Source organism: Micromonospora sp. LOL_021, assembly GCF_048060215.1.
Classification (GTDB): Bacteria; Actinomycetota; Actinomycetes; order Mycobacteriales; family Micromonosporaceae; genus Micromonospora_E.
The window spans coordinates 58,547-82,601 of record NZ_JBHMIN010000029.1; the positions used below are offsets into that span (position 1 = coordinate 58,547).

The 24,055-nt window shown below is 70.0% G+C and carries 22 protein-coding genes; 12 read left to right on the forward strand and 10 right to left on the reverse strand.

Features of this window, described 5'->3' with window-relative positions; translation table 11 throughout:
- Positions 1 to 45 precede the first annotated feature (45 nt).
- The 3 genes from otsB to ACFHWT_RS19400 all read right to left on the reverse strand — a co-directional run bounded on the left by otsB (position 46) and on the right by ACFHWT_RS19400 (position 1,963).
- A complete protein-coding gene (otsB, locus tag ACFHWT_RS19390) occupies positions 46 to 870 on the reverse strand; it encodes a trehalose-phosphatase (protein WP_416596069.1) in 825 nt (274 codons plus the stop codon).
- 104 nt (positions 871 to 974) lie between these two features.
- Positions 975 to 1,349, reverse strand: coding sequence for a hypothetical protein (locus ACFHWT_RS19395; RefSeq protein WP_123605395.1), 375 nt, complete (start codon positions 1,347 to 1,349; stop codon positions 975 to 977).
- 173 nt (positions 1,350 to 1,522) lie between these two features.
- Complete coding sequence (locus ACFHWT_RS19400) at positions 1,523 to 1,963, reverse strand: XRE family transcriptional regulator (protein ID WP_123605394.1); 441 nt, start codon at positions 1,961 to 1,963, stop codon at positions 1,523 to 1,525.
- A 264-nt stretch (positions 1,964 to 2,227) separates the two neighbouring features.
- Between ACFHWT_RS19400 and ACFHWT_RS19405 the strand changes: the two genes are divergently transcribed.
- The 5 genes from ACFHWT_RS19405 to ACFHWT_RS19425 all read left to right on the forward strand — a co-directional run bounded on the left by ACFHWT_RS19405 (position 2,228) and on the right by ACFHWT_RS19425 (position 6,789).
- Positions 2,228 to 2,572, forward strand: coding sequence for a hypothetical protein (locus ACFHWT_RS19405; protein WP_416596070.1), 345 nt, complete (start codon positions 2,228 to 2,230; stop codon positions 2,570 to 2,572).
- Positions 2,573 to 2,594: 22 nt separating this feature from the next.
- Positions 2,595 to 3,044, forward strand: coding sequence for a hypothetical protein (locus ACFHWT_RS19410; protein ID WP_416596071.1), 450 nt, complete (start codon positions 2,595 to 2,597; stop codon positions 3,042 to 3,044).
- Positions 3,045 to 3,491: 447 nt separating this feature from the next.
- Complete coding sequence (locus tag ACFHWT_RS19415; RefSeq protein WP_416596072.1) at positions 3,492 to 4,934, forward strand: PhoH family protein; 1,443 nt, start codon at positions 3,492 to 3,494, stop codon at positions 4,932 to 4,934.
- Positions 4,935 to 5,314: 380 nt separating this feature from the next.
- Entirely contained in the window at positions 5,315 to 5,995 is a 681-nt protein-coding gene (locus tag ACFHWT_RS19420; RefSeq protein WP_416596073.1) for a lytic transglycosylase domain-containing protein, read from the forward strand.
- 155 nt (positions 5,996 to 6,150) lie between these two features.
- Positions 6,151 to 6,789, forward strand: coding sequence for a rhomboid family intramembrane serine protease (locus ACFHWT_RS19425; RefSeq protein ID WP_416596074.1), 639 nt, complete (start codon positions 6,151 to 6,153; stop codon positions 6,787 to 6,789).
- A 12-nt stretch (positions 6,790 to 6,801) separates the two neighbouring features.
- Here ACFHWT_RS19425 and glpX read toward each other — a convergent pair whose 3' ends face one another.
- Positions 6,802 to 7,836 carry a class II fructose-bisphosphatase gene (gene glpX, locus ACFHWT_RS19430; RefSeq protein WP_416596075.1) on the reverse strand — a complete coding sequence of 345 codons (1,035 nt, stop codon included), beginning with the start codon at positions 7,834 to 7,836 and terminating at the stop codon, positions 6,802 to 6,804.
- 217 nt (positions 7,837 to 8,053) lie between these two features.
- Here glpX and ACFHWT_RS19435 point away from each other — a divergent pair, with 217 nt between their 5' ends.
- Positions 8,054 to 8,608, forward strand: a complete 555-nt coding sequence (locus ACFHWT_RS19435) for a DUF4245 domain-containing protein (protein WP_416596076.1) — start codon at positions 8,054 to 8,056, stop codon at positions 8,606 to 8,608.
- An 83-nt stretch (positions 8,609 to 8,691) separates the two neighbouring features.
- The gene (locus ACFHWT_RS19440) at positions 8,692 to 9,387 is read left to right on the forward strand and encodes a GntR family transcriptional regulator (protein ID WP_416596077.1); all 696 of its coding nucleotides are present in this window, start codon (positions 8,692 to 8,694) and stop codon (positions 9,385 to 9,387) included.
- Positions 9,388 to 9,485: 98 nt separating this feature from the next.
- Here ACFHWT_RS19440 and ACFHWT_RS19445 read toward each other — a convergent pair whose 3' ends face one another.
- The 3 genes from ACFHWT_RS19445 to xseA form a co-directional block, all read right to left on the reverse strand.
- The gene (locus tag ACFHWT_RS19445) at positions 9,486 to 11,471 is read right to left on the reverse strand and encodes a carbohydrate-binding protein (RefSeq protein WP_416596078.1); all 1,986 of its coding nucleotides are present in this window, start codon (positions 11,469 to 11,471) and stop codon (positions 9,486 to 9,488) included.
- Positions 11,472 to 11,905: 434 nt separating this feature from the next.
- Positions 11,906 to 12,109, reverse strand: a complete 204-nt coding sequence (locus ACFHWT_RS19450; RefSeq protein ID WP_416596090.1) for an exodeoxyribonuclease VII small subunit — start codon at positions 12,107 to 12,109, stop codon at positions 11,906 to 11,908.
- A 93-nt stretch (positions 12,110 to 12,202) separates the two neighbouring features.
- A complete protein-coding gene (gene xseA / locus ACFHWT_RS19455; protein WP_416596079.1) occupies positions 12,203 to 13,432 on the reverse strand; it encodes an exodeoxyribonuclease VII large subunit in 1,230 nt (409 codons plus the stop codon).
- Between the two features lie 133 nt (positions 13,433 to 13,565).
- Here xseA and ACFHWT_RS19460 point away from each other — a divergent pair, with 133 nt between their 5' ends.
- Together ACFHWT_RS19460 and ACFHWT_RS19465 are read left to right on the forward strand one after the other, a co-directional pair.
- Positions 13,566 to 14,573, forward strand: a complete 1,008-nt coding sequence (locus tag ACFHWT_RS19460) for a 4-hydroxy-3-methylbut-2-enyl diphosphate reductase (protein ID WP_282233969.1) — start codon at positions 13,566 to 13,568, stop codon at positions 14,571 to 14,573.
- Between the two features lie 5 nt (positions 14,574 to 14,578).
- Positions 14,579 to 15,043, forward strand: a complete 465-nt coding sequence (locus ACFHWT_RS19465; protein ID WP_416596080.1) for a hypothetical protein — start codon at positions 14,579 to 14,581, stop codon at positions 15,041 to 15,043.
- Positions 15,044 to 15,169: 126 nt separating this feature from the next.
- Here the strand turns inward: ACFHWT_RS19465 and ACFHWT_RS19470 are convergent, their stop codons facing one another.
- Positions 15,170 to 18,427 (reverse strand): S8 family serine peptidase, encoded by a 3,258-nt coding sequence (locus ACFHWT_RS19470; protein ID WP_416596081.1) that lies wholly within the window; start codon positions 18,425 to 18,427, stop codon positions 15,170 to 15,172.
- A gap of 172 nt (positions 18,428 to 18,599) precedes the next feature.
- A complete protein-coding gene (locus ACFHWT_RS19475; RefSeq protein ID WP_416552368.1) occupies positions 18,600 to 19,820 on the reverse strand; it encodes a DNA recombination protein RmuC in 1,221 nt (406 codons plus the stop codon).
- Between the two features lie 89 nt (positions 19,821 to 19,909).
- On the opposite strand from ACFHWT_RS19475, the gene ACFHWT_RS19480 reads away from it, so the two are divergent.
- Both ACFHWT_RS19480 and ACFHWT_RS19485 read left to right on the forward strand, forming a co-directional pair.
- A complete protein-coding gene (locus ACFHWT_RS19480; protein ID WP_416596082.1) occupies positions 19,910 to 20,665 on the forward strand; it encodes a hypothetical protein in 756 nt (251 codons plus the stop codon).
- A 60-nt stretch (positions 20,666 to 20,725) separates the two neighbouring features.
- Positions 20,726 to 21,343 (forward strand): hypothetical protein, encoded by a 618-nt coding sequence (locus tag ACFHWT_RS19485; protein WP_416596083.1) that lies wholly within the window; start codon positions 20,726 to 20,728, stop codon positions 21,341 to 21,343.
- Positions 21,344 to 21,393: 50 nt separating this feature from the next.
- Here ACFHWT_RS19485 and ACFHWT_RS19490 read toward each other — a convergent pair whose 3' ends face one another.
- On the reverse strand, positions 21,394 to 22,146 hold the full coding sequence (locus ACFHWT_RS19490) for an SGNH/GDSL hydrolase family protein (RefSeq protein WP_416596084.1): 753 nt from the start codon (positions 22,144 to 22,146) through the stop codon (positions 21,394 to 21,396).
- A gap of 135 nt (positions 22,147 to 22,281) precedes the next feature.
- Here ACFHWT_RS19490 and ACFHWT_RS19495 point away from each other — a divergent pair.
- Positions 22,282 to 24,055, forward strand: a 1,774-nt coding sequence (locus ACFHWT_RS19495) for an IPT/TIG domain-containing protein (RefSeq protein WP_416596085.1), incomplete at its 3' end; no start/stop codon positions are given.

Below are 24,055 nucleotides of genomic sequence, written 5' to 3' on the forward strand. Positions count from 1 at the left end.
CTGGCGTCAGCCCCGATCGGCTGACTGCAGTCCCGATGGCTGGCGTCAGTCGAGGGCGTGCACGGCGGAGGTCAGGAAGTCGCCGAGCGCTTCCGGCGAGTCGATGGTGAGGTCGGCGGCCGCCGACACGTCGTGCCCGGTCTCGGCGTTGGCCACCGCCACGCAGACGCCGAAGAAGTCGGGATTGGCGCTGGCGTGTGCCCGGAGCGCGGCGAACGCCTTGATGTCGGAGACATCGTCACCGAAGTACCAGGCACATCCAGCGGTGCCGACCGCGTCGCCGATGACCATGCCCTTGTCCCGGTCTACCGGCGGCTTGATCTCGATGACCATCCGCCCGCTCTGCACCCGTAGGCCGAGCTGTTCGGCCCGGGCCTGCCCCCACGACTCGACGGTCTCGGCGAGCTCGGGCGCGGTCCGGTAGTGCAGCGCGACGGACAGCCGTTTGTACTCGACCAGTGCACCGGCGGGCAGCTCGGCGCGGGCCCGGTCGGCCAGCTCCTGCATCGCCGGGACCCAGGGCAGCGCGGCCGGCTCGGTGACTGTCGGTCCGGAGCCGTGGCTGTGCTCAAGCCCGTACAGTCCGTACAGGTCGACCTCACTGATCGAGGCGAACTGGGCCCGGAGGAAGTCGACCGGTCGGGCCGACACGATCGCTATCCGCTGCACCACCCCGGCGAGTGACTCGATCGCCGCCAGCACCTTGGGCGCGGGCTGCACCGACGTGGGATCGTCACCGACCGGGGCGAGGGTGCCGTCGAAGTCGAAGAACAGCACGCACCGGTCGGCGCGATCGATGGTGGCTCGCCATGCCTGCTCCGCGGTCAGCGGACGGGCCAAGCGCTGGTTTCCTACCTCGAACGGCCGCACGGGCGTCAGCGTACCTGCTGCCGACCCGAGTGCCAGACCTCTCGGCGGATGAACGTTCGGGGACGTCGGCGCTGGTGACTACGGTCCGCGAACCACCTGGCGGGTCAATCGTCACCGCCGCTCATCAGTCGCCGACCATGCATCCGCGGTGGAAATTGCACGACGGCCGCGTCGTGTTGCTGCCCCTGCCGGAGCAAATAGCCTTCGACGAAGCCGGAGTTGCGGTCGGCGACGTGTGAATCGACTTCATTGAGCCGGGCGACGAGGAATTCGGTGAGCGCGGTCAGCCGTCCCTGCTGCCGGTCGTTGAGGTGCGCGATGACCGCCACCAGCGTGGCGACGGACGCGCAGGCGATGACGAACAGGTTCACCACCGCCGGCACCTCGCCGGTACTCAGGACGGCGACCACGATATTCGTGGTGCCGTAAAGCGTGATCGCGACGGCCGCGATCACGACTGCCGACCATTTGAGGGTCATCGGTTTCGACCCTCCCTCCTGTCCCGCAGGGCTGTGTCCGGGCTGTGTCCGGCCTTGTCCCGTCCCCCGTGGATGACGAGCCCAAGCAGTACGGAGAGGAACGCTATCGTGACTCAGCGTGCAAGTGGGATGGAACCGGGCTGCTTGATCGGCTTTCTTTCGCCATCTGAGAACTACCCTGCCCGCTTGGGTCCTTTGCGAGGTTCGGCCGGCAGTGGAGGGCGGTAGGCGAGATAGCGGATGGTCTCCCTGATGTGAAATTTCTCCGCATCTGACACGTTTGGGTCGACCAGCCGGCGGAGCAGTGCCTCCACGTCCGGGTCCATCGGCGGCGCCGAGGGCGCCGGTCGGGCGCTGGTGGCGCGGTCCCAGCCGAGTACGCCGAACGCGACCGTCGGGCTGATCCCGAGTCCTTCGCAGAACGAGACCACCCGCTCGGCCTCCGGATCGCTGGACCACTCGCCGCGTACCCACCGGTTGATGGTCTGGCGGGACACGCCGGTGCGCCGGGAGACCTCCGAGCCGGTCCAGGCGCGGGTCGCGCGCGCGTCGGCGAGCGCCTTGCGTACGAAGGCGGCGAAGGCGATCTTCCGCGCGGCGGAGCTGTCCGGCACCGGCCGACGGTACGGCGAATCACCGCTTTTCCTGGGGGCAGGAAGCCTTCTGTACTGCGTTTGTGACAGAGCTTTGTGAATCTCTGTCGGGAAATCTTCCCTTGTCACGAGGGGTGCCACGGGTGCAGTCTAAGGACGAAGTGGGGTGGAGCTAATCACCCGAAAAGATGATGCTGTCACTCGCGCGTGACGCTTTACTCTACGTCACGTGCTTGAGACGCTGAGTGAGTGGAGTTGTCGCTTACACGTGACGGAGACGGTGCGGTGACCGAACTCGCGACCCGGGCCCAGGCCTTCGGCCTGATTGCGGACGCCGTCGCTGGCGGCCTGACCGCACCGTGGCGGCTGTACCTGGCCAGGGGGTGTCGTCACCTGGCGCTCAACGTGGGGGACCGGTCCGAGTGGAACGCGTGGCGGGCGCACCTCGGCTGTCCGGAGTTGAGTGTGCGGGTGTACGACGCGGGAGGGGAGATCCGGCGGGCCTCGGTGGCCGAGGTGGTGCTGGGCGGTTGCCGGATCAGCGTCGAACTGGTCGAAGAGGTGAGGACCGACGACATCGATCGGCTGCTCACCGACGACCCGACGTCGTTCGAGTCGGAGGAGACATGATCCCAGAGATCGGGGCGACCGGATGAGCTCGTTCTTCGCGGTCTTCCTGGTGTTGCTGCTGGCCTCGGCCAGCTACGCCGCCGGCCGGCTGCACGGCCAGCTCAGCTACCGGATCGGCTACCGGTTCGGCTACCGGCAGGGCTACTTCGACGGTGACCGCGGGGCGTGGGCCCGGCGGCGCCGGGAGACCCGGGCCGCGATCGCGTCGGTGCTGCCGGAACCAGCCCGTCCGCAGACCCGTCCGGAGCCCTCTCCGGTGGCCACCGCGCCGGTGGTCGACCCGGCGGTCCATCCGGTGGCCCGTCCGGTGGCCCGTCCGGTGGTGGCCGCCGGGGTCGACCTGGCGGTCCGTCCGGGCACCACCTACACCGGCGCGGCCTTCGTCGGCGGGCCCGGCGTCGGCGGGCCCGGTGGCCTCGGCGGTACTGGTGGCCGGCACTCGACGGAACTGCTGGCCGGTCGACATCCCTGACCGGCTGCGGCCGCAGCCGTCCGGCGCAGCCGAAGCGATGAGCTTTTCCGAGTGCGGTGTCGTGTTGAGGCGGACGCGACACCGCCTGGGAACCCCGGCGTCACCGCGCCGGTGTTCCTCCCGGCCGGGATGCGTGCAGGGGGTGCGCATCCCGGCCGGCCGCCTGCGCGGCGCGGATGTGTCCGCCGCGTGACCGGTGTGTGTCGGACCTGGGTACGGATCACCATCTGCCCCGCTCAGCTCCGGTGTGTGGGCCGAAGATCGGCCCCGACGCCTAGCCGAGGTCGGGATCCGGCGGCTAGCGTCTAGTCATGGTCCGGGGTCGTCCCGGGCCAGCCGGACGGTCCGGACCTGCAGTCGCATGGGTTCCGCATCCGACCCGTGCCTTCGGGCCCCGGTGGAGCCGGATCGCGGGCGGATCGGGTGCACGCCCGACGGAGCAGGCCTGTGACGAGTCGACGTACCACCCCCCGGGCCGATCAGAGCCCGACCGCCGCCGCTGTCCCGTCCAGCCGTAGCCGGACCCGCCGAGCCCCGGACGCCGCCGCGTCCGAGTCGGCCGACCGGTCTGCCGGCCCAGCCCAACCGGAGCCGCCAGTCACCGCCCGCGCGTACGTCCTGGACACCTCGGTCCTGCTGTCCGACCCGGGGGCGTTCCACCGGTTCGCCGAGCACGAGGTGGTGATCCCGCTGGTGGTCATCTCCGAGCTGGAGGGCAAGCGGCACCATCCGGAGCTCGGCTGGTTCGCCCGGCAGTCCCTGCGGATGCTGGACGAGCTCCGGGTCCGCCACGGCCGGCTGGACCAGCCAGTACCGGCCAACGAGTCGGGCGGCACGTTGCGGGTCGAGCTCAACCACGCCGACACCGACGTACTGCCGCCAGGGTTCCGCAACGAGTCCAACGACACCCGGATCCTGTCGGTCGCGCTCAGCATGGGCGCGGAGGGCCGGGACGTGGTTCTGGTCAGCAAGGACATGCCGCTGCGGGTCAAGGCCGCCTCGGTCGGTCTGGTCGCCGACGAGTACCGGCACGGCCAGGCCAGCGACCCGACCTGGACCGGAATGGCCGAGCTGGAGTCCACCGACGAGCAGGTCAAGCAGTTGTACGCGGGCGAGGCCGTCGACCTGGACAGCGCCGCCGGGCTGCCCTGCCACACCGGCCTGGTGCTGCACGGCACCGGCGGCGCCGCGCTCGGCCGGGTGATGGCCGACAAGACGGTGCGGCTGGTACGCGGTGACCGGGAGGCGTTCGGACTGCGTGGTCGCTCCGCCGAGCAGCGGATCGCGTTGGACCTGCTGCTCGACGAGTCGATCGGGATCGTCTCGCTGGGCGGTCGGGCCGGCACCGGCAAGTCGGCGCTGGCACTGTGCGCCGGGCTGGAGGCGGTGATGGAACGGCGCCGGCACAAGAAGGTCGTCGTCTTCCGCCCGCTGTACGCCGTCGGCGGTCAGGAGCTCGGTTACCTGCCCGGGTCCGAGTCGGAGAAAATGTCGCCATGGGCCCAGGCGGTCTTTGACACCCTCGGCGCGGTGGTGCACGAGAACGTGATGGAGGAGGTGCTCGCCCGCGGCATGCTGGAAGTGCTGCCGCTGACCCACATCCGGGGTCGTAGCCTGCACGACGCCTTCGTGATCGTGGACGAGGCACAGTCATTGGAACGCAATGTCCTGCTCACCGTGCTGTCCCGGATCGGACAGGGCTCCCGGGTGGTGCTCACCCACGACGTCGCGCAGCGGGACAACCTGCGGGTGGGCCGGCACGACGGGGTGACCGCGGTGATCGAGGCGCTGAAGGGGCATCCGCTGTTCGCCCACGTCACGCTGACCCGTTCGGAGCGTTCTCCCATCGCCGAAATGGTTACTGATCTGTTGGAGGACATCCCGCGCTGACCTCACCCGGTGTGGGACTATGCCCCACTTTAGGGTGGAAATTAGCGTGACCAGTATCACATTCAAAGTCCCGCGTTTCCCAATGGCCTCACGGTGAGCGATGGTGGTCGACGAGCGCGCGCACCGGCGACGACCGATATCCGGGTCGTCGGTGGTGGTGCGTCAGCCGACCACCATCGCGGCCGGCCGACGCACGACCCACCCGGTCGGGCGCTCACGGCGTGCCTGAACCAGCCGCACCGCCGCACCGCACCTGACGGTCGCGCCGCACCTGGCAGCGGCCGCAGCGAGCCGCCGTTCAGCCGGCCGGCCACGCGGTCGCGAGCGATGTCGACCGGCCCGGCCCGCCGTGCCCTTGCCCCCGACGAAGGGACCACTTCGTGAGTCGGCTGTGGAGCCGGTTCGGTGTCCGGGCACTCGCCGTCGGCCTGCTCGTGACAGGCGTCGCCGGCGGGTTCTACCTGGAGAGCGACCGGGAGACCCAGCAACGCATCAGCGACGCCCGCCTGGCCGCCGAGGCCGAGCAGGTCGAGCTCGAACTGCTGCGCCAGCGCCGGGCCGAACACCAGCGGATGACGGTGCAACGCCGTACCGCCGAACGGGAAGCCACGGAGAAGGCCCTCGCCACGGCCAAGGCCGAGGCGGCCAAGGCCAAGCGGGCGGAGCAGGTGACCCAGCAGAAGCAGCAGGAGGCGGCGGCCCGGCCGCCGGCGGCGACGGTGCCCTTCACCGGCGAGATTCCGCAGTCCTGCGACGAGTTCAGCGGCAACCGGGCGATCGGCTGTGCCCTCACCCTGGAGAAGGGGTGGGGTCTCGATCAGTTCGCCTGCCTGAACAAGCTGTGGAACAAGGAGAGCGGCTGGAACCACAAGGCCTACAACGCGGCCTCCGGTGCCACCGGCATTCCCCAGGCGCTGCCGGGCAGCAAGATGGCCTCGGCCGGTGCCGACTGGCAGACCAACCCGGCAACTCAGATCAAGTGGGGCCTCGGGTACATCAGCGGCCGTTACGGCACCCCGTGCGGCGCGTGGCAGCAGTCACAGAACGCCGGCTGGTACTGATTCGGCCCGGACTGTCGGCAACACCTGTCGCACTCGTCACCGGCGGCGGTACGGACCTGATCGTCCGTACCGCCGCCGGTGTTCTTGTGCGGGTTTCGCCAGCTGTCGGCTGGCGTCGGTTGCGCGGACCTGATAGCTACTAGGAGATGGTGTACATGGGGACCTCCGGTGGTGACCCGAACCGGTTCGGCACCGAGGCCTTCTACGCCTCGCTGGGCCGGGCGTTCGTCGCAATGTGCGCGGTCGTCCCGGTGCTCTTCGTCATCGAGGCGTTCGACGTCTGGCTGAGCGCCGGCTTCGATCTGGCCGCCGGCATCATCCCCCGGCGTATCGACGGGCTGGACGGGGTGTTCTTCGCCCCGTTCCTGCACCACGGCTTCGATCATCTCTACAGCAACAGCGTCCCGTTGATTCTGCTGGGCACCTTCGTCCTGGCCGCCGGGGTCCGCCGGTTCCTCTACTCCACCCTGGTGATCATCCTGGTCAGCGGGCTCGGCGTGTGGTTCACCGGCGCGCCGAACACCGTCGTGGTCGGCGCCAGCGGTGTCGTCTTCGGCTACCTCGGTCTGGTGCTGATGCGCGGCATCGTCGAGCGCACCTGGTGGAACCTCGGCGTCGTCCTGCTGGTCGGCCTGCTCTACGGCTGGCAGCTGGTCGGCATCCTGCCGACCGACGCGTTGATCTCCTGGCAGGGCCATCTCTTCGGGTTCGTCGGCGGGGTGCTCGCCGCAATCCTGTTCCGCCGCCGGCGCGACTACGACCCGTACGATTCGGATCCGCTCACCATGCCCTGACCGGGCCCCGGGTCAGAGGTCGAGCTCGGCGATCGGCCGGCCGTCGAAGTCGACCGCCGAGTAGAGCGCCAGCTTCTCCAACCGGTGATGCGAGTCGATCACCCGGATCGTGCCGCTTTTGGAGCGCATCACGATCGACTGGGTGTACGCCCCACCCGAGCGGTACCGCACCCCGTGCAGCAGGTCACCCGAGGTGACCCCGGTGGCGACGAAGAAGCAGTTGTCGCCGGTGACCAGGTCGTCGGTGCGCAGCACCCGGCCCAGGTCATGCCCGGCAGCAACTGCCTTGTCCCGCTCCGCGTCGTCGCGTGGCCAGAGTTTCGCCTGCATCGCGCCGCCCATGCACTTCAGCGCGCAGGCGGCGATGATCCCCTCCGGGGTGCCGCCGATGCCCATCAGCACGTCGACGTCGGACTCCTCGCGGGCCGCCGAGATCGCGCTGGCGATGTCACCGTCGGACAGGAATCGGATTCGGGCACCGGCGTCGCGGATCTCCTGCACCAGCTCGGTGTGGCGGGGCCGGTCGAGGATGCTCACCGTCACGTCGGAGACGCTCGACTTCTTGACCCGGGCAATCCGCTGCAGATTTTCCCGCACCCCGGCCTCGATGTCGATGACGTCGGCGCAGTCCGGGCCGACCGCCAGCTTCTCCATGTAGAAGACCGCGCTGGGGTCGAACATGGCGCCCCGCTCCGCCACCGCCAGCACCGCGAGGGCGTTCGGCATGCCCTTGCTCATCAGGGTGGTGCCGTCGATCGGGTCGACCGCGACGTCGACCTCCGGCCCGGAGCCGTCACCGACCCGTTCTCCGTTGAACAGCATCGGGGCGTTGTCCTTCTCGCCCTCGCCGATCACGACGACGCCACGCATCTGGATCGAGTTGATCAGTTTGCGCATCGCGTCGACCGCGGCGCCGTCGCCGCCTTCCTTGTCTCCCCGACCCACCCACCGGCCGGCGGCCATCGCCGCGGCTTCGGTCACCCGGACCAGGTCCAGGGCCAGGTTACGGTCGAGATTCTGCGGGCTACGGGTGCCGGTTCCAGTCATCGGTGCTCCTCCTCGCGACGGTGCGGGGCGCATCCCGGAGCACGGCGTCGCCGGCTCCGGTCCTGAGAGAATCCTGGCACGCCACGACGGTGTCAGGTGGTCGCGGGGTGGTCGCGGAGCGGGTCCGGCCGTGCACGAGTCCGTGTGCCGGTCCGCGTATCGGTCTGGGTATCGGTCCGTGCGTGGGTCCGCGTCGGCGAACTGGGAGGATGGGCGGATGGAGACGACCGGGCCGGCGAGGCCGGCGCGTGACCGGGCCGAACGCACCCCGAAGGACATCACCCTGTCGCTGCTCGTCCTGCTGGTGCCGATCCTGCTGGTGTTCGGGTTCTACCGGGTCTTCCTCGGTGCCGACGACCCGGTGGCGGTCGACCCGGGGCCGGCGTACGAGCAGGCTGGCGCGGCGGGCGACTTCCCGGTGCGCTCGCCGGACGGCCTCGGACCGGACTGGGTCGCGGTGAGCGCGGTCTTCCGGCCGGCGTCGGCGGTGGACGGTCCGACGCTGCGGGTGGGCTATGTCACCCCGGCCGGCGCCGCCGTCCAGGTGGTGCAGAGTGCACGGCCGGCACCGGAGCTGCTGGTGGCGGAGCTGACCGCGACCGCGCAGCCGCAGAGCGACGTGGCGATCAGGGCGACGACCTGGCAGCGGTACGCGGCCCGGCCCGGCGAACGCGCACTGGTGTGGCTGGCGCCGGACCACAGTGTGCTGGTGGTCGGTACGGCCGACTCCGAGGAGTTGCGGCTGATGGCCGAGGCGCTCACCCCTCGCTGATCCGTCGGCGGGTCCGGCCCGTCCAGAGCGGTTGCCTGGGCCGGGAATCCGGTTTCCGGGCTGCGGATGGCAGACTCGACGGGGTGAGCGACGTGGCCGCATCGTCGGTGGATGGTGAGCTGGAGAGCCTGAGCCTGGTGGAGTTGGCGGTGCGGCGGCTGCGTCGCGAGATCCTCAGCGGCGAGACCGACCCGGGGGAACGGCTCGTCGAGGAGCATCTGACCCGCCGGCTGGGCATCAGCCGGGCGCCGCTGCGTGAGGCGCTACGGCTCCTCGCCGAGCAGGGCCTGGTGGAGCATGTGCCCCGGCGTGGCGTGCGGGTGGCGACCTTGTCCGACCGCGACGTTCAGGAGCTGTACGCGGTGCGCGACCTCCTGGAGCGGCACGCGGTGGCGTCGGCGCTGCCGGTACGCCGGGACACCGCCCTCGGTGGCCTGCGGGCTGCGGTCGACCAGATGCGGCTGGCCACCACGGTCGGTGACCGGGTGCGAGTCGCCGAGGCGCATCGGCGGTTCCACGTCGAGCTGGTCGACCTGGCCGGTAACCGGCAGCTCACCGGGGTGTACGAGTCGGTGCTGTTGAAGCTCCAGTTGTACATGGCGATCAACCTGCGGCGGGAGGCGGAGGTGGCGCAGCCGGTCGACGGGGTGCACCGGCACGAGCGGCTGCTGGCCGCGATTGAAGCCGGGGATCCGACTGAGGTGCTCCGGGAGCTGGCCGAGCACGGTGCCCGTACTTACCGGCGCTCTGACGGCTCGAGCCGAACACCAGATACCTGATCCGGGGCCGGAAAGGTATCTGGTGTTCGGCTCGTTGGGGCGTGCAGTTGATCAGTGGCGGTGGTGGCTGCCCAGTCGCCGATCAGCCGTACGTCTCGTCAGGCGTACGTCTCGAACTCGGCGATCTGCGGCGTGCCGGAGGCACCGGTGATCTCGAAGCTGATCTTGCGGAGCGTGGTCGAGGAGAAGTTGATCACGCCAGCACCGCTGCCGGAGGCGAGGGTGGCACCGGTGTCGTGGTTGTACAGCCGCCACGAACCGATGGCACCTACGGCACCCGACGCCTCCCGGATGTTGACCGAGGAGACGGTGGTGTCAGCGTCCCACTTGATCGAGATTCGACCGGTGGTGCCGCTCGGCGACCAGTAGGTGCCCAGGTCGCCGTCCCGTACGTCGCCGTAGCTGGTGCCACTGGCCTTGCTCGAGCCGTCCGAGCCGGCGCCGATGCTCAGGTTGGTGCCACCTGGCTGGGTCGGGGTCGAGGTCGGCTGCGGCGCCGTCGGGCTCGGGGTCGGACTGGGGCCGGTGCCGCCGGAGACCTGCAGGTAGTCGATGTTGCTCAGGCCCTCACCGGTGGCGGCCACCAGCCGAATCGTGTTGGTGCCGCTGTTGAGCGCGACGGAGACCGAGACGTTCGAGTAGCTGGTCCACCCGCCGGTCGGGTTGAACGCGACCCCTTGCTGCACAGTCGAGCCGTTGACGACCAGGTTGGCTGGCCGGTTGCCCGAGCCACCGTTGGCGTGCCGGATGGTCAGGTTCGTCGTGCCGCCACTGGAGCTGACCAGGAACTGCGACGCCGCACCCGAGGTGTTCTCCGTGTTGCAGTACCCGGTGCCGGAGTAGCCGGAGTGCTCCGATTCGATCTCACCGTCACACGAGGCCGGCGAGTACTCCGCCTCGTAGCGTCCGTCCGGGCCGGGCGTCGGCGGCACGGTCGGCGTGGGGCTCGGCGGGTTCGACGGCGGCGGCGGCGAGGTCGGCGAGCAGCTGCCGTCCGAGACGCGGTTGCCCTTGTTGGCGCCAGCCAGTTGGCGGACCAGGTTCGGCACGCAGTTGGCCCCGTCGAGCGGGTAGGAGTACGGGATGCTGATGCTGGTGTTCGATGTCGGGTTGGGTCCGGCCGGCTGGTTGTCGCCGCTGCGGCTGGACCAGGTCACGTTGTCGTAGATGTTCCCGCTGACCTGCCAGTAGCCGGCCTCGCTGGTGTAGAACGTGCCGAGCACGTCCTTGGAATCCTGGAAGTAGTTGTTGTCCACCTTGGCACGGCCGCCGGCCCGGGAGTTGATGCCGGACTCGTGCAGGTCGACGTAGTAGTTGTTGTAGATGTGCGAGATGCCGCCGCGCAGCAGCGGGGTACGAGAGTCGATGTTCTCGTACAGGTTGTGGTGGAACGTCACGTAGCCGTTGGACCGGTCGCTCTCGCTGGAGCCGATCAGGCCGCCCCGGCCCGAGTTGCGCAGAGTGCTGTACGACAGGGTCACGTACTGGGTGTTGTTCTTCAAGTCGAACAGGCCGTCGAAGCCCTCCGACTCGCCGCCGGACGCCTCCAGAGTGACGTGGTCGACCCAGATGTTGCGGACGTCGGCCTCCATGCCTATGGCGTCGCCGCCGTTGGAGGTCGGCGAACCCGACTTCTTGACGTTACGGACCGTCACGTTCTGGATGATGATGTTGCGGGCCTCGCGGATGTGGATGCCGATCTGGTCGAAGACCGCTCCGCTGCCGACGCCGATGATCGACACGTTGCTGATCTGCTTGAGCTCGATCACGTCGTCGGCCGTGTTGCAGCTGTCGCCGGAGACCTTGCTGGTGTTGCCGTGGTTGATCGTCCCTTGGACCTCGATGACGATCGGGGTGCTGCTGCTGGCCCGGTTGCACAGGGCAGTGTGCAGGGCGGTACCGGTGCTGACCCGTACGGTCTGGCCGCCCGCGCCGCCGGTGGTGCCGCCGTTCTGGGTCGCGAAGCCGGTGGCGCTGCCGGTCGCCGCCGATGCCTGCGGGATCGCCAGTGCCAGGCCGATCGTGCCGGCCACGGCCGTGGCCGCCAGCCCTGCCAAGAGTCGCAGTGCGACTGGTCGTCTCATCGTTGTCTCGCCTTCGTCTTGACTGCTGGAATCGGTTCGACTGCTGGAGGATTCGTGCCGCCCCCGGTGAACCGGTGCGGCACGCGGTTGCAGCCCGTGGTCAACCTGCCGGCAGCGCCGGTCTGGCCGTTGCCCGGCCGTCGACGGACGGCCATCGGCCCGCGACGGCGGCGGCTGGGGCAGGGACGCCTCGACCCAGGTGCGGTGCTCTTGGTGATGTGGACGAGTCAGCGGCTCATCGGACCCCGTGGACGCGGGGTCGCCAGCGCTGAGGGCGCGAGGTCACCCGGACCGTCCTCACGTCCCCGCCGCCGGTGTGCTGCAGCACACCTTGCCCTGACTTTGGAAAGCGCTTTCCCCGAAGGATAGGTCGATGTCCATCGACTTGCAAGATCGTAGCCGGATTGTGGCGAAATGCCGTCTTGGGGTCACCCTCAGCCGGTGGGTCGGGTGCCGCGGGAGGCTTCGAGCCGCTGGCGGGCCCCGTCCAGCCAGCGCTGACAGGCGGCCGCCAACTGCTCGCCGCGCTCCCACAGCGCCAGCGACTCCTCCAACGTGGTGCCGCCGGACTCCAGCCGATCCACCACCGAGGCAAGCTCGGCGCGGGCCTGCTCGTAGCTCAGCGAGTCCGCCGCCAGCGGCCCGCTCGCCGACTCAGTCGCCGGAACCTTCGCCGACGTGGTCGCCGTACCGCGGTCAGCTGCCTTCTTCGTGGTCACCTGATGCCTCACTCATTCGGGTCGGGCCGCGACGGCCGGCAGCTCGCCGCCGGCCAGTCGCAGCCGCAGCGGGTCGCCGGCGGCGACGTCGTCGGGGGAGCGGACCACCGCGCCGGCGGCGTCCTGCACGATCGCGTACCCCCGGTCCAGGGTCGCGGCAGGTGACAGCGCGCGCAGCCGGGCCAGGGTGTGCCCCAGCTCGGCGGCGCCGGCGGACAGCCGGTGCGCCAGACACCGGGTGGCCCGGTCCCGCAGCGCGTCGACCTCGCCGGCCCGCCCGTCCAGCAGCACCTGCGGCCGGGCCAGCACCGGCCGGGACCGGACCATCTCCAATCGGTGCGTCTCCCGGTCGAGCAGGCCGGTCACCGCCCGGTCCAACCGGTGCCGGGCCAGAGCGATCAGCCGCAGCTCCTCGGCCAGATCGGGCACCAGCCGTTTGCCGGCGTCGGTCGGCGTGGACGCCCGTACGTCGGCGACGTAGTCGAGCAGCGGTGCGTCGGTCTCGTGACCGACTGCGCTGACCACTGGGGTACGGCAGCCGAACACCGCCCGGCACAGCGCCTCGTCGGAGAACGGCAGCAGATCCTCGACGCTGCCGCCGCCTCGGGCGATGACGATCACGTCGATCGACGGATCCGCATCGAGCACCGCCAGCGCGTCGATGATCTGCGGCACCGCGCCGGATCCCTGCACCGCCACGTTGACGACCCGGAATTCGACCGCCGGCCAGCGTCGGCGGGCGTTGGTCAGCACGTCCCGTTCGGCGGCCGACGCCCGGCCGGTGATCAGCCCGATCCGCTGCGGCAGAAACGGCGGACGGCGCTTGCGGGCCCGGTCGAACAACCCCTCGGCGGCCAGCAGCTTCTTCAGCTTCTCCAGCCGGGCCAGCAGCTCACCGAGGCCGACCTGGCGGATCTCGTCGGCGCGCAGGCTGAGCGTGCCCCGGGCCGGGTAGAACTCCGGCTTGGCGCGCAGCACCACCCGGGCGCCGTCGGTCAGCTCCGGCGCGCCGAGGTCGAGCACGTCACGGTTGGTGGTTACGGTCAGGCTGAGATCGGCCGACGGGTCACGCAGGGTCAGGAACACGGTGGTCGCGCCGGGCCGCCGGCTGATCTGCGCGACCTGCCCGTCGACCCACACCCAGCCGAGTCGGCCGATCCAGGCGCTGATCTTCTGGCTGACCACCCGGACCGGCCACGGCTCGTCCGCGCTGCTGCGCGGCGTCGCGTCGGTGTCGGTCACCCGGCAAGGGTACGGGCGGGTGGTGACACCATCGCCGCTCGCCCCGCCGGTCGGCGAACGCCGGCTGGTCCCGGTCCGGTCCCGCCGGTCGGCCACGCTGCCGTCGTGGTCCACGGCACGTAGACTCGGCCGGGTGAGCGAGCCTGACGCGAAACCGGTCCACCGCAAGCGGGTGCTGCTGGCCAACCCCCGTGGCTACTGTGCCGGCGTCGACCGCGCGGTGCAGACCGTGGAGGAGGCGCTGAAGCTGTACGGCGCCCCGGTCTACGTACGCAAGCAGATCGTGCACAACAAGCATGTGGTCTCGACCCTGGAGGCCAAGGGCGCGATCTTCGTCGAGGAGAACGAGGAGGTCCCGCACGGCTCGACCGTGGTCTTCTCGGCACACGGCGTCGCCCCCGAGGTGCACCGGCAGGCGAAGGCCCGGTCGTTGAAGGCTATCGACGCCACCTGCCCGCTGGTGACCAAGGTCCACCAGGAGGCCCGCCGGTACGCCGCGCAGGACTACGACATCCTGCTGATCGGCCACGAGGGCCACGAGGAGGTGGTCGGCACCTCCGGCGAGGCCCCGGCGCACATCCAGCTGGTCGACGGCCCGGACGACGCCGACAAGATCACCGTACGGGACCCGGAGAAGGTGGTCTGGCTGTCGCAGACCACCTTGTCGGTCGACGAGACCATGGAGACGGTCGGCCGCCTCAAGCGACGGCTGCCGATGCTGCAGTCGCCGCCGACTGACGACATCTGCTATGCCACCCAGAACCGCCAGCAGGTGATCAAGCAGATCGGGGCCGAGTGCGACGTGGTGCTGGTGGTGGGTTCCCGTAACTCGTCCAACTCGGTGCGGCTGGTCGAGGTGGCGATCGACGCCGGGGCCCGCGCCGGCTACCTGATCGACTTCGCCCACGAGATCGACGACGCCTGGCTGGCCGACGCGACCACCGTCGGGCTGACCTCCGGTGCCAGCGTTCCCGACGAACTGGTCCACCAGGTGGTCGACCACCTCGCCGCACGGGGTTTCACCGACGTCGAGCAGGTCACCACGGTCGAGGAGACGATCACCTTCTCGCTGCCGTCGGAGCTGCGTCGGGACATGAAGGCAGCGGCGGCGGGAACGGACGTCCCGGCCACCGCGTCCTAGCCGGTATGAGAGTCACTCGGATCGGCGTACCCCTGTTGCTGACCTGCCTGGCGCTGCCGGCGTGCGGCACCGGTGAACCCACCACCGAGCCCGACCCCGACCCGGTGCCGACCGTGACGGTCGCGCCGTCCACGCCGCCGGCAGCCGAATCACCGAGCGGAGGTGCCACGGTGAGCACAGCACCGCAGACCCCTGGACCGCCTGAAGACCTGCCCACCTCGGTGCCGGGGGGCACCCCGGGACCGGGGAAGTCGATCGGGTCGTCGCGGCCGATGACCCTGACCGGCACCGTCGAGGCCGGGGTGGAGCACGACTGCTACCTGCTCGACGGCTACCTGCTGGTCGGCGGTTCGCGTGACCTGATCCGTCCGGGTGCCCGGCTGAGCGTCACCGGTCACGTCCAGGCCGACCTGATGACCACCTGCCAGCAGGGCACCCCGTTCATGGTGCAGCGGGTCGAGCCCGCCTGACCGGCGCCGCGACCACCGACCCTGACCCGCGCCGGCCACCGGCTTCGGGTGCCCATCGGACACAGCGAAGGGGCCCACCCCGACTCGGGGTGGACCCCTTCTGCCGTCGTACGGCCGAGCCGTAGGTCAGCTCACCGAGCTGACCGAGACTCCGCCGCGGCCGACGACCGCGCCCTGGTCGGTGACGACGAGCATCTCACCGAACAGCTCCCGGCCCGCCTCCGGAGTGGCGTCCACCGTGACGCTGCCGCTGAGCGTGGCGCTGGCGCCGTTGGCCAGCTCCGTCGAGCCCGACTCGACCGAGATGGTGCCCAACCCGGTCGAGTAGAACACGTCCAGGTAGTCGTACTCGGTGGTGCCGGCCGGCACCGAGTACCCGTCGACCTCGATGTCGTAGACGCCGGGTGCCGGGTTGTCGATCGTCACGGCCTCTTCGGAGTCGCCGTCGGCGGTGTAGTCGATCAGCGAACCGTTCCGGTAGACGAACAGGTCCAGGTCGGCGCTGAGATCGCTGGTGTTGCCGATCTTCGCGAACAACCGGGTTGCCCCGGCCGGGACCGTCACCTGGAAGGTCTGCACCTCCAGGTCGGCGATCGTCGGCCGGTCACTGTTCGCCGAGCCGAGCGAGCCGCCCTGCCCGGAGACCGTAACCGGGCCGAAGATGTTCTCCACCGTCCAGCTGAGCGGGGTGGGCTCACCGAGGGTGACGTCCTCGAGCACCGTGCTGGCCGGGTCGACGGTGACGCCCTGTACCTGGGCGGTCAACTCGAACGGGTTCTGCAGCATCGGCGAGGTCCGCCGCGACTCCACCTCGATCTCCCAGACCCCCGGCAGCGGGTCCTGGTAGTCCCGCTCGTCCGGCTTACAGACGCTCGGGTCGGAGAAGTTGGTGTAGCAGCGCAGACTGCTGGAGCTCTCCAGCGGTACGCCGTACGGGTCGATCGCGATGAACCGGGTCTGCGATCCGTCCGCGATGCCCGACAGGCTGACCTGCAGCGCCGTCGCACCTTCGGGCACCGTGACGAAGAACGACGTGTACGCGTTACGCGTCACCTTGCCGGAGGTGTTGAACTCGTACTCCGGGCTGGTCATCGCGGTCGATGCCACCACCGTGTTCATGATCTCGAAGTCGACCGTGGCGGTGAACGGGTTGTCCACCCGGAGGATGGCACTGTGCACACCGGCGTCCGGCGTGGCCCGCACGTTGAACGTGACGGCCTCGTTCAGCGGCAGCACCACCTGGCCGGGGGCGGCGAAGGTGCCGTCGTTGCCGACCCACTTGAGCTTGTGCAGCAGGTCGACGTCCGGGCCGCTGGTCCGGGTGACGGTGACCGGGTAGGACTTGAACTGGCCCGGCCGGTGACCACCGGCGTCGGCGGCGCACCGGTTGTAGACGCCGGTGCCCTCGTGCGGGGTGGCCAGGTACTCCGAGATCGGCGTGCAGACCGGGGCGGTGACGTCGTAGCCGTTGACCTCGATACCCTCGCGCAGCAGCTTCCAGGTGTCGGCCACGTGCAGCATGCCGTTGCCCTGCTCGTGGGCGGAGGCACCGTTGATCCAGCGGGCACCGCTGTACAGCGCCCGACGCAGCTGCATCGGGGTGACGTCGAGGTCCTTGGCCTTGACGCCCGACATCAGCAGGGCAACCGCGCCGGTGGCCTGCGGGGCGGCCATCGACGTGCCGTTGTACATGGCGTAGCCGGGCGGCAGCGGGTAGCCGGCCTCGGGGACCGGTCCGCCCTCCTCCCAGCCGGCGACGGTGGAGATGGCCGCGCCGGGGGCACTGAGGCTCGGCTTGAACCCGCCGTCCTCGGCCGGACCGCGCGACGAGAACGGGAACAGCGAGTTGCGGGTGCGTACCTCGGAGCCGTAGTTGGCCAGCCAGGTGTCCCGGCTCACGCTCGCGGCGACGCTGACCACGCTGGAGGCCACCGACGGGTCACCGATGGTGTTGGTGCCCGGGCCGGAGTTGCCGGCGGAGATGAACATCTGGACGCCGTACACGTCGATCAGGATGTTGTACAGCTCGGCACGGGCGTTGTTGCCGTCGTTGAGCGCCGGCAGACCACCGATCGACATGTTGATGATGTCGACGCCCCGGTTGATCACCAGGTCGATCATGCCGTCGGTCAACGCGGCGGCGGTGCAGCCGCCAGCGAAGGTGCAGGCCCGCGAGGAGACCAGCTTCGCGCCGGGCGCCGCTCCGTCGAAGTCCTCGTTGCCCAGCATGTCGTTGGCGGCCACGATGCCCGCCACGTGGGTGCCGTGCGACGACGAGATCAGGCCGATGTTGACGTAGTCGATCAGCCCGGGGCCGCCGACCGGAGCGGTGTCGACGTCGGTGCGAAACTCGACGACGAACGGCACCTGCTCGGCGATCGGGGTCGCCGGGTCGTCCGTGCCGAAGTGCCCGATGTCGAAGTTCTCCTGGTACGGGCGCATCACCGGCTCGTCGGTGAAGTCGAAGTCCTGGTCGACATCGACCCGTACGTCGTTGGTGGCCGGGTCGTACAGCACGCCGAACCGGTCGCTGGTGTCGCCGTCGCGGTTGACGTCACCGTCGGCCGCCCCGCCGGCGGTGATCGACTCCGAGAACAGGTTGATCATGTAGTCGCCGGCCGGCGCGGACCAGCTGACCCCGGCGTAGCTGAAGCTCGGGCCGCTCACGCTGGTGAGCATCGGCCGCCAGGTGCCGTCATTCTCGTACAGCGGGTCGATCGGGGTGACCCAGTCGATGACCTTCCGCTCCCCGGTGGTGGTGGTCTGCAACGCGGGGTGGTCCAGGTCGATCCCGGAGTCCATGATACCGACGACGACGTTGCGGCCGTCCCAGCGCGGGTGGCTCTTCTTGAACGAGACCGCGCCGGTTTCGCCGGTCGGCATGTAGGGGTTGACCGCGCCGGTGTCCGGCCCCGGGCCGGTAGTCGCGCTCGCCACGGAGGAAGCCGCCGCCATGCTCTCCGGTGCCGGGTCCGGCATCGGGATCGTCTCGTTGAGGTCGACTGCCGAGACCCCGGGCAGCTTCGACGCCGCGACGACGTTCTTGACCGGGACGCGGGCCCGGACGTAGCCGACCTCGTCGACCTGGTTGCCGATCACGCCGCCGAGCTTCTTCAGCTCGGCCGCGACCTTCGGCGCCGCGCCCTGCTCGGTGGCGACCAGCAAGGTGACGCTCTGCTCGCTCTTCGCCTCCGCCTCGGCGAGCAGGTCGAGATCGTGTGACCCCAACGTATCGGTAGGGGTGTCCTTCAGTACGTCGGCCTTGGTCGACGGGTTGGCGCTCGCGGTGGACGCACCACCCGCCAGCGTCACGGCACCGGCCACCATGACGGATGCCAGGAGCGCGGCAGAGGTTCGCCGTCTCCAGATGCGGGGTTTACTCACGTTCTCTTCCTCCGGAAGAACTGGGCCCTGTGGTGCAGGGCACGTGTGACCGCATCCTTTGTGTTCCGGTGGAGCGCTGTCACTACCTAGCCAAGCGTTGTGACCAGCCCGTGACATGCACTTCCCTGAATGGGTGGCGTGGTCGTAGTGAAATGCCTGCAATGAGTGATGTCTATTCGGGGTTTTCCCAGCTCAACCCGGTCCACTCGGGACGTGTCCGATGCGCCCGGTCATCGCCGGCCGACGGCGATTCCAGCTCTGGCGCCTGCACCTGACGGGGCGCCACTTCGACCTGTGGCGGGGGCGTCAGTTCAGTGCCGGAAACCCCGAGATCGGCGAGTTTGCGCGCACTCACCAGGACCCGCCCCTCCAGCGATCCCACCGCGCGGTTGTACGCGGTGACCGCACCTCCCAGCGCGTTACCCAGCTTGGTGACATGCTCGCCCAGCGTGGCCAGCCGCCCGTACAGTTCGCGGGCCAGTCCGTGCACCGCCACCGCGTTACGGGCCAGCGCCTCCTGCCGCCACGAGTACGCGACCGTGCGCAGCAACGCCACCAGCGTCGCCGGGGTGGCCAGCACGATGTCCCGGCTGAACGCGTGCTCCAACAGAGCCGGGTCGCGCTGCAACGCGGCGTCCAGGAACGAATCGGCCGGCACGAACAGCACCACGAACTCCGGCGTCTGATCGAACGCGGACCAGTACTGCTTCGCGGCGAGCGCGTCCACATGGGTCCGCAGCTGCCGGGCGTGGCTGTCCAGGTGCTGATCCCGGCTGCGCTCCTCGCGAGCCTCCATCGCGGACAGATAACCGTCGAACGGTGCCTTGGCGTCGACCACCACGCTGCGCCCGCCGTGCAGCCGTACCACCAGGTCCGGACGGACCGTCTGCTGCTCGGTCCGCGCGGTCACCTGCTCGGCGAAGTCGCAGTGCTCCAGCATCCCGGCAGCCTCGACGATGCGCCGCAGCTGGTGCTCCCCCCACCGGCCTCGCACCTGCGGCGCGCGCAGCGCCGCGACCAGCTGTTTGGTCTCGGTACGCAGCTCAGCGGAGACCCCGCCCATCGCCCGGACCTGCTCGCGCAGCTCGGCGTACGCGTCGACCCGGTCGTGCTCCAGCTCGGCCACCCGCTGCTCGTAGCGGCGCAGCGCGTCGTGCAGCGGTGCCACCGCACGCGCCACCGCCTCCTGCGACTGGGCGGTCGCTTCGTACGACAGCGCCCGCATCGACTGCTCCAACCGACCCTCGCCGTCGCGGGTGGCGCGCAGCGTCGCGTCCAGTCGGGCGATCTCGGCCGCCGACCGGGCCCGGGCGGCCAGCCAGCCGAGCGCCGCGCCGCAACCGAGACAGACGACCACCACCACTACCGTCGCGACATCCACGCCGGAAAGCATGTCAAACAGGTACGCCACCCGCCCGCCGACGCCCGGTCACCGGCCGTCGTTGTGGCTGGTGGTGGATCAGTGCGGCTACCGTCGTAGCCATGGAATTTCTTCTGCTCCTGGTCTTGGTGGCGTTGTTCGCCGGCGGCCTGCTGTGGTGGCGGGGGGAGAGCACCGCCCGCAAGGAGCGGGCGCTGGCCGACGCCCGGGCCGAGGCACAGCGCTGGTACGAGCGCCTCGGCGGCCAGGTGATGAACCTGCACGGCGACCAGCCGGCGGTCCGGCAGTCGCTGCTCGACGCCGGCGAGCGCTACACCGCGGCCGGCTCCCAGCTGGAGCAGGCCCGCAGCGTCAAGCAGTTCGAGCTCGCCCGGGAGACCGCCCTGGAAGGCCTGGCCTACGTTCGGGCGGCCCGGGTGGCGCTCGGCATCGACCCCGGCCCCGAGCTGCCCCCGCTGGCCGCCGCCCGCGGCGCCGGGCAGCTGACCAAGGAGCGGGAGGTCGACGTCCAGGGGCAGACCTTCCGGGCCGGGCCCAACCCGGGCCCGCAGACGCCGCACTACTACCCGGGCGGCTACCACCAGGGTCGGCCGGTGCCCGCCGGCTGGTACTCCCAACCGCTGTGGAAGCCGGCGTTGGCCGGGGCGGCCGGCGCGATCGGCGGCATGCTGGTCTTCAGCGCGTTGTTCTCCCCGGCGTTCGGCGACCCCGGTTACGACGCCGGGTACGCCGCCGGTCTGGAGGACGGCGGCGCCGGTGACGAGGACTTCTCCGGCGGGGAGGACTTCTCCGGTGGCGAGGATTTCGGCGGTGGGGATTTCGGCGGCGGAGACTTCGGCGGGTTCGGGGATTTCTGACCTTCGGAGGTAGGGCTACCCGGATGGTCCGTCGACCGGTAAGCGGGCAGGCTCGTCACCGTGGACACCAAGCGACAGATTCAGCGCGGCTGGCTCGCCGGTCTCGGCGTGGCAGCCCTGGCCACCGGGGCGGCGACCGCCGCCGCCCAGTCGTCCGGGCGGTTCCACTGGTGGGCCGGGTTCATCCTGGTACCCGGTGCGTTGATCGCCGCCGCCGGTGGCCCGCTGCTGGCCCGCGGCGGCGGCCGCGCCTTCGGTGGGTACGTCGTCGCCGGCATCGGCGCGATCGTCTTCACCGTGGGCGCGCTGCTCATGCTGGGGCTGATGGGCGACGGCTGGCCGCTGCTCGTCGTGCTGCCCTGCCTGGCGGTGGCCGGTACCTACGGCTGGCGTCCGGACCATCCACTCGCCCGGGGGTTGCACCGCACCGTGGCCCTGCTGGCCGTCACCGGTGCCGGGGTCGGGGTCGCCCTCGGACTGATCGTGACCGGTCTGGTCGACGTCGGAGACACCGGCTGGTGGGGCGGTTTCATGATGCTCGCCGCCGCCGTGGTGTTCGCCAACGCACTCGAACTCGGCCGGCACCGGATGCCGTATCGGCTGCAGGCGGTGACGCTGTTCGTCGGGCCGTCGGTGGTCGCCTTCCTGCTCGGCCTGCGCTTCCTGCGCGGCTGGTGACGCAGGCACCGGCGGACCATCAGCCGGCGAACGGGTCCGATCCGGCACGGTCAGCCGGCCTGGACCGGCACCCAGTCGGCGTACTTCGCGGTCCGCCCGTCACCGGACGATCGGCCGCGCAGCCGGCGGTGCACCCAGGGCACCACGAACTCCCGGTAGTAGCGGGCCTCGGCGAGCAGGCTGCGCCGGCCGACCGGTGCCGGGTCGACCACGTGCGCCTCGGTCGGGTGGCCCAGCCCGTCCAACACCAGGCTGGCGACCCGTCGGTGGCCGGCCGAGTTGAGGTGCAGGCGGTCGGGCGACCAGTACTGTTCGCGGCGGATCTCCACGTCGCTGAACACGTCGATGAAGTCGAGACCGTGCCGGGTGGCGAGTTCGGCGGTGGCGGCGGTCAGCGCCAGCCCGCGTCGCCGCATCGTCGCGCCGAACGGCAGCCGGGCACTCGGGTCGCCGCCGCTGAGCAGCACCAGCCGTACGCCGGCGTCGGCACAGCGGCGTACCGCGCCCTCGGTCAGCGCGACCAACCGGCTCAGGTCCGTGCCGGCGCGCATCATGTCGTTGCCGCCGCCGTTGAGTGTGATCATCGTCGGGAGTGGGGACAGCGACAGCGCCCGGTCGAGCTGTTCGGTGACTATCGGTTCCAGCAGCCGTCCCCGGATCGCAAGGTTGGCGTACTGCACGGGGCCGCCGTTCGCGGCGGCGAGGCCGGCGGCGACCAGATCAGCCCAGCCGCGTACGGTGCCGTCCGATAGCTCGTCGCCGAGCCCTTCGGTGAAGCTGTCCCCGATCGCCACGTACCGCACCCGCGACCTCCCCGTCCCGCATGACCAGCGGCACCAAGTTACCTCCCGGTACCGACTGGTGCTGTGACGCGGATCCCGCTCCGACGGTTGGCGAGCAATGCTTCCTGACCGGGCAGCCCGTCCGAGGCCAGTTGAGTGAGCTTAGGGATCAACCTGTGGGCACGTCCGACGAACGGCGAAAGTGAATCCGTTCAGCGGACGCCGTCCCGTCTGGCCAGCTATGCCGCGCCGGACCTGCGTGTCGAGTGGGGTGGACCTCTGGTAGTTTTGCGCGACTTGCCCTATTTGTTGTCGTTCTCGTTTGTGACGGATGGGCACACCGGCCTGTCCGGCTCACGCAGAAGACGAGACGGGGGAAAAGTGCAGTCAACGTTGAAACGGGTGGCCAGCGTCTCGCTGGCCACGCTACTTGGCACCGCTGGCGGGTTGGCGGTGACGGCCGCACCCGCCTACGCAGCTCCCGGAGACGCGCATGCGAGGGGGGTGATCGTCGACCTCTCGGCTGAGGTCCTCGGGATTCCGGTGATCGAGGCCAGTGCGGTGATCGGGTCGGTGGACGCCCCACCCGCCGGCGGCACCGACACCGAGACCCTGCTCGACATCACCCTGCCGGGTGCCATCGGCGTCGCCGCCGACGGCACCGTCGTGGAGGTCAGCGCGACCAGGGGCCCGATCTCGTCGTTCGCCTCCTCGTCGGTCGCCGACGTGTCGCTGGACATCCTCGGCCTCAGCGTGCTGACCGCCGGAGCGGTCGAAGCCTCGGTCAGCTGCCCGTTCGTCGGCCCGCAGACGGCCGACACGACGCTTACCGGACTGACCGTGTTCGGCTCACCCGAGGTGCTCATCCCCAACGGCCCGAGTCTCGATGTGAGTGCCGCGGTGACGGTGCCGGGTCTGGTCGGAGCGATGCTCGACGTGTCGCTGTCACGCACCGAGACCGTCACCGCCGACAGCGCGGCGGCGGCGACCATCGTGCTAACTGCGGCACTCTCCGGCGAGGTCCTCGGGATTCCGGTGGTCATCCCGGTCGGTGAAGTCATCATCGCCGAGGCCACCTGTGAACGTCCGGCCGCACCGGCGCCGCCGACTGCGTCGTCGATTGATCCGGATTCTGGTCCGCAGTCTGGTGGTCAGACGGTGACGATCACGGGTTCGGGGTTTGTGCCGGGTGACACGGCGGTGACGTTTGACGGGTTGCCGGCCACTGATGTGGTGGTGGATCCGTCGGGTACGTCGTTGACGGCGGTGACTCCGGCGCATGCGCCTGGTGTGGTGGATGTGGTGGTGACCACTGATGGTGGTTCGACTGATCCGTTGGCGTACACGTATCTGGCTGATGGTTCGGATGCGGTGGTGACGGGTCTGGATCCTGATTTCGGGCCGACGTCTGGTGGTACCACGGTGACGATTACTGGTTCGGGTTTCACTGGGGCGACCGGTGTCACGTTTGATGGCGTGGCGGGTACGGGGTTTGCGGTGAATCCGGCTGGTACGGAGATCACGGTGGTGACTCCGCCGGGTGCTGCTGGTCCGGCTGATGTGGTGTTGGTGTTCCCGGCTGGTACTGCGGATGCGGGGATCTTCACCTATGTGCCGCCGACGATTGATTCGGTGGTGCCGGATTCGGGTCCGAACACGGGTGGTACCACGGTGACGGTCACGGGTTCCGGGTTCACTGGGGCGACTGATGTGACGTTCGGTGGTGTGCCGGGGACTGATCTGGTGGTGGATCCGTCGGGTACGTCGTTGACGGTGGTGACGCCGCCGGGGCCGGTTGGTCCGGTTGATGTGGTGGTGGTGTTGCCGGGTGACGACGCGGTCGCTCCCGACGGCTTCACCTATGTGGTCGCGCCGCCGACTGCGTCGTCGATTGATCCGGATTCTGGTCCGCAGTCTGGTGGTCAGACGG

Bases quoted from the DNA above. Each gene is read 5' to 3' on its own strand.
- ACFHWT_RS19410 (WP_416596071.1), top strand. From the start codon at position 2,595: ATGAGCTCGTTCTTCGCGGTCTTCCTGGTGTTGCTGCTGGCCTCGGCC.
- ACFHWT_RS19480 (WP_416596082.1), top strand. From the start codon at position 19,910: ATGGAATTTCTTCTGCTCCTGGTCTTGGTGGCGTTGTTCGCCGGCGGC.
- ACFHWT_RS19465 (WP_416596080.1), top strand. From the start codon at position 14,579: ATGAGAGTCACTCGGATCGGCGTACCCCTGTTGCTGACCTGCCTGGCG.
- ACFHWT_RS19445 (WP_416596078.1), bottom strand. From the start codon at position 11,471: ATGAGACGACCAGTCGCACTGCGACTCTTGGCAGGGCTGGCGGCCACG.
- ACFHWT_RS19435 (WP_416596076.1), top strand. From the start codon at position 8,054: ATGGAGACGACCGGGCCGGCGAGGCCGGCGCGTGACCGGGCCGAACGC.
- ACFHWT_RS19425 (WP_416596074.1), top strand. From the start codon at position 6,151: ATGGGGACCTCCGGTGGTGACCCGAACCGGTTCGGCACCGAGGCCTTC.
- glpX (WP_416596075.1), bottom strand. From the start codon at position 7,836: ATGACTGGAACCGGCACCCGTAGCCCGCAGAATCTCGACCGTAACCTG.
- ACFHWT_RS19395 (WP_123605395.1), bottom strand. From the start codon at position 1,349: ATGACCCTCAAATGGTCGGCAGTCGTGATCGCGGCCGTCGCGATCACG.
- ACFHWT_RS19475 (WP_416552368.1), bottom strand. From the start codon at position 19,820: ATGCTTTCCGGCGTGGATGTCGCGACGGTAGTGGTGGTGGTCGTCTGT.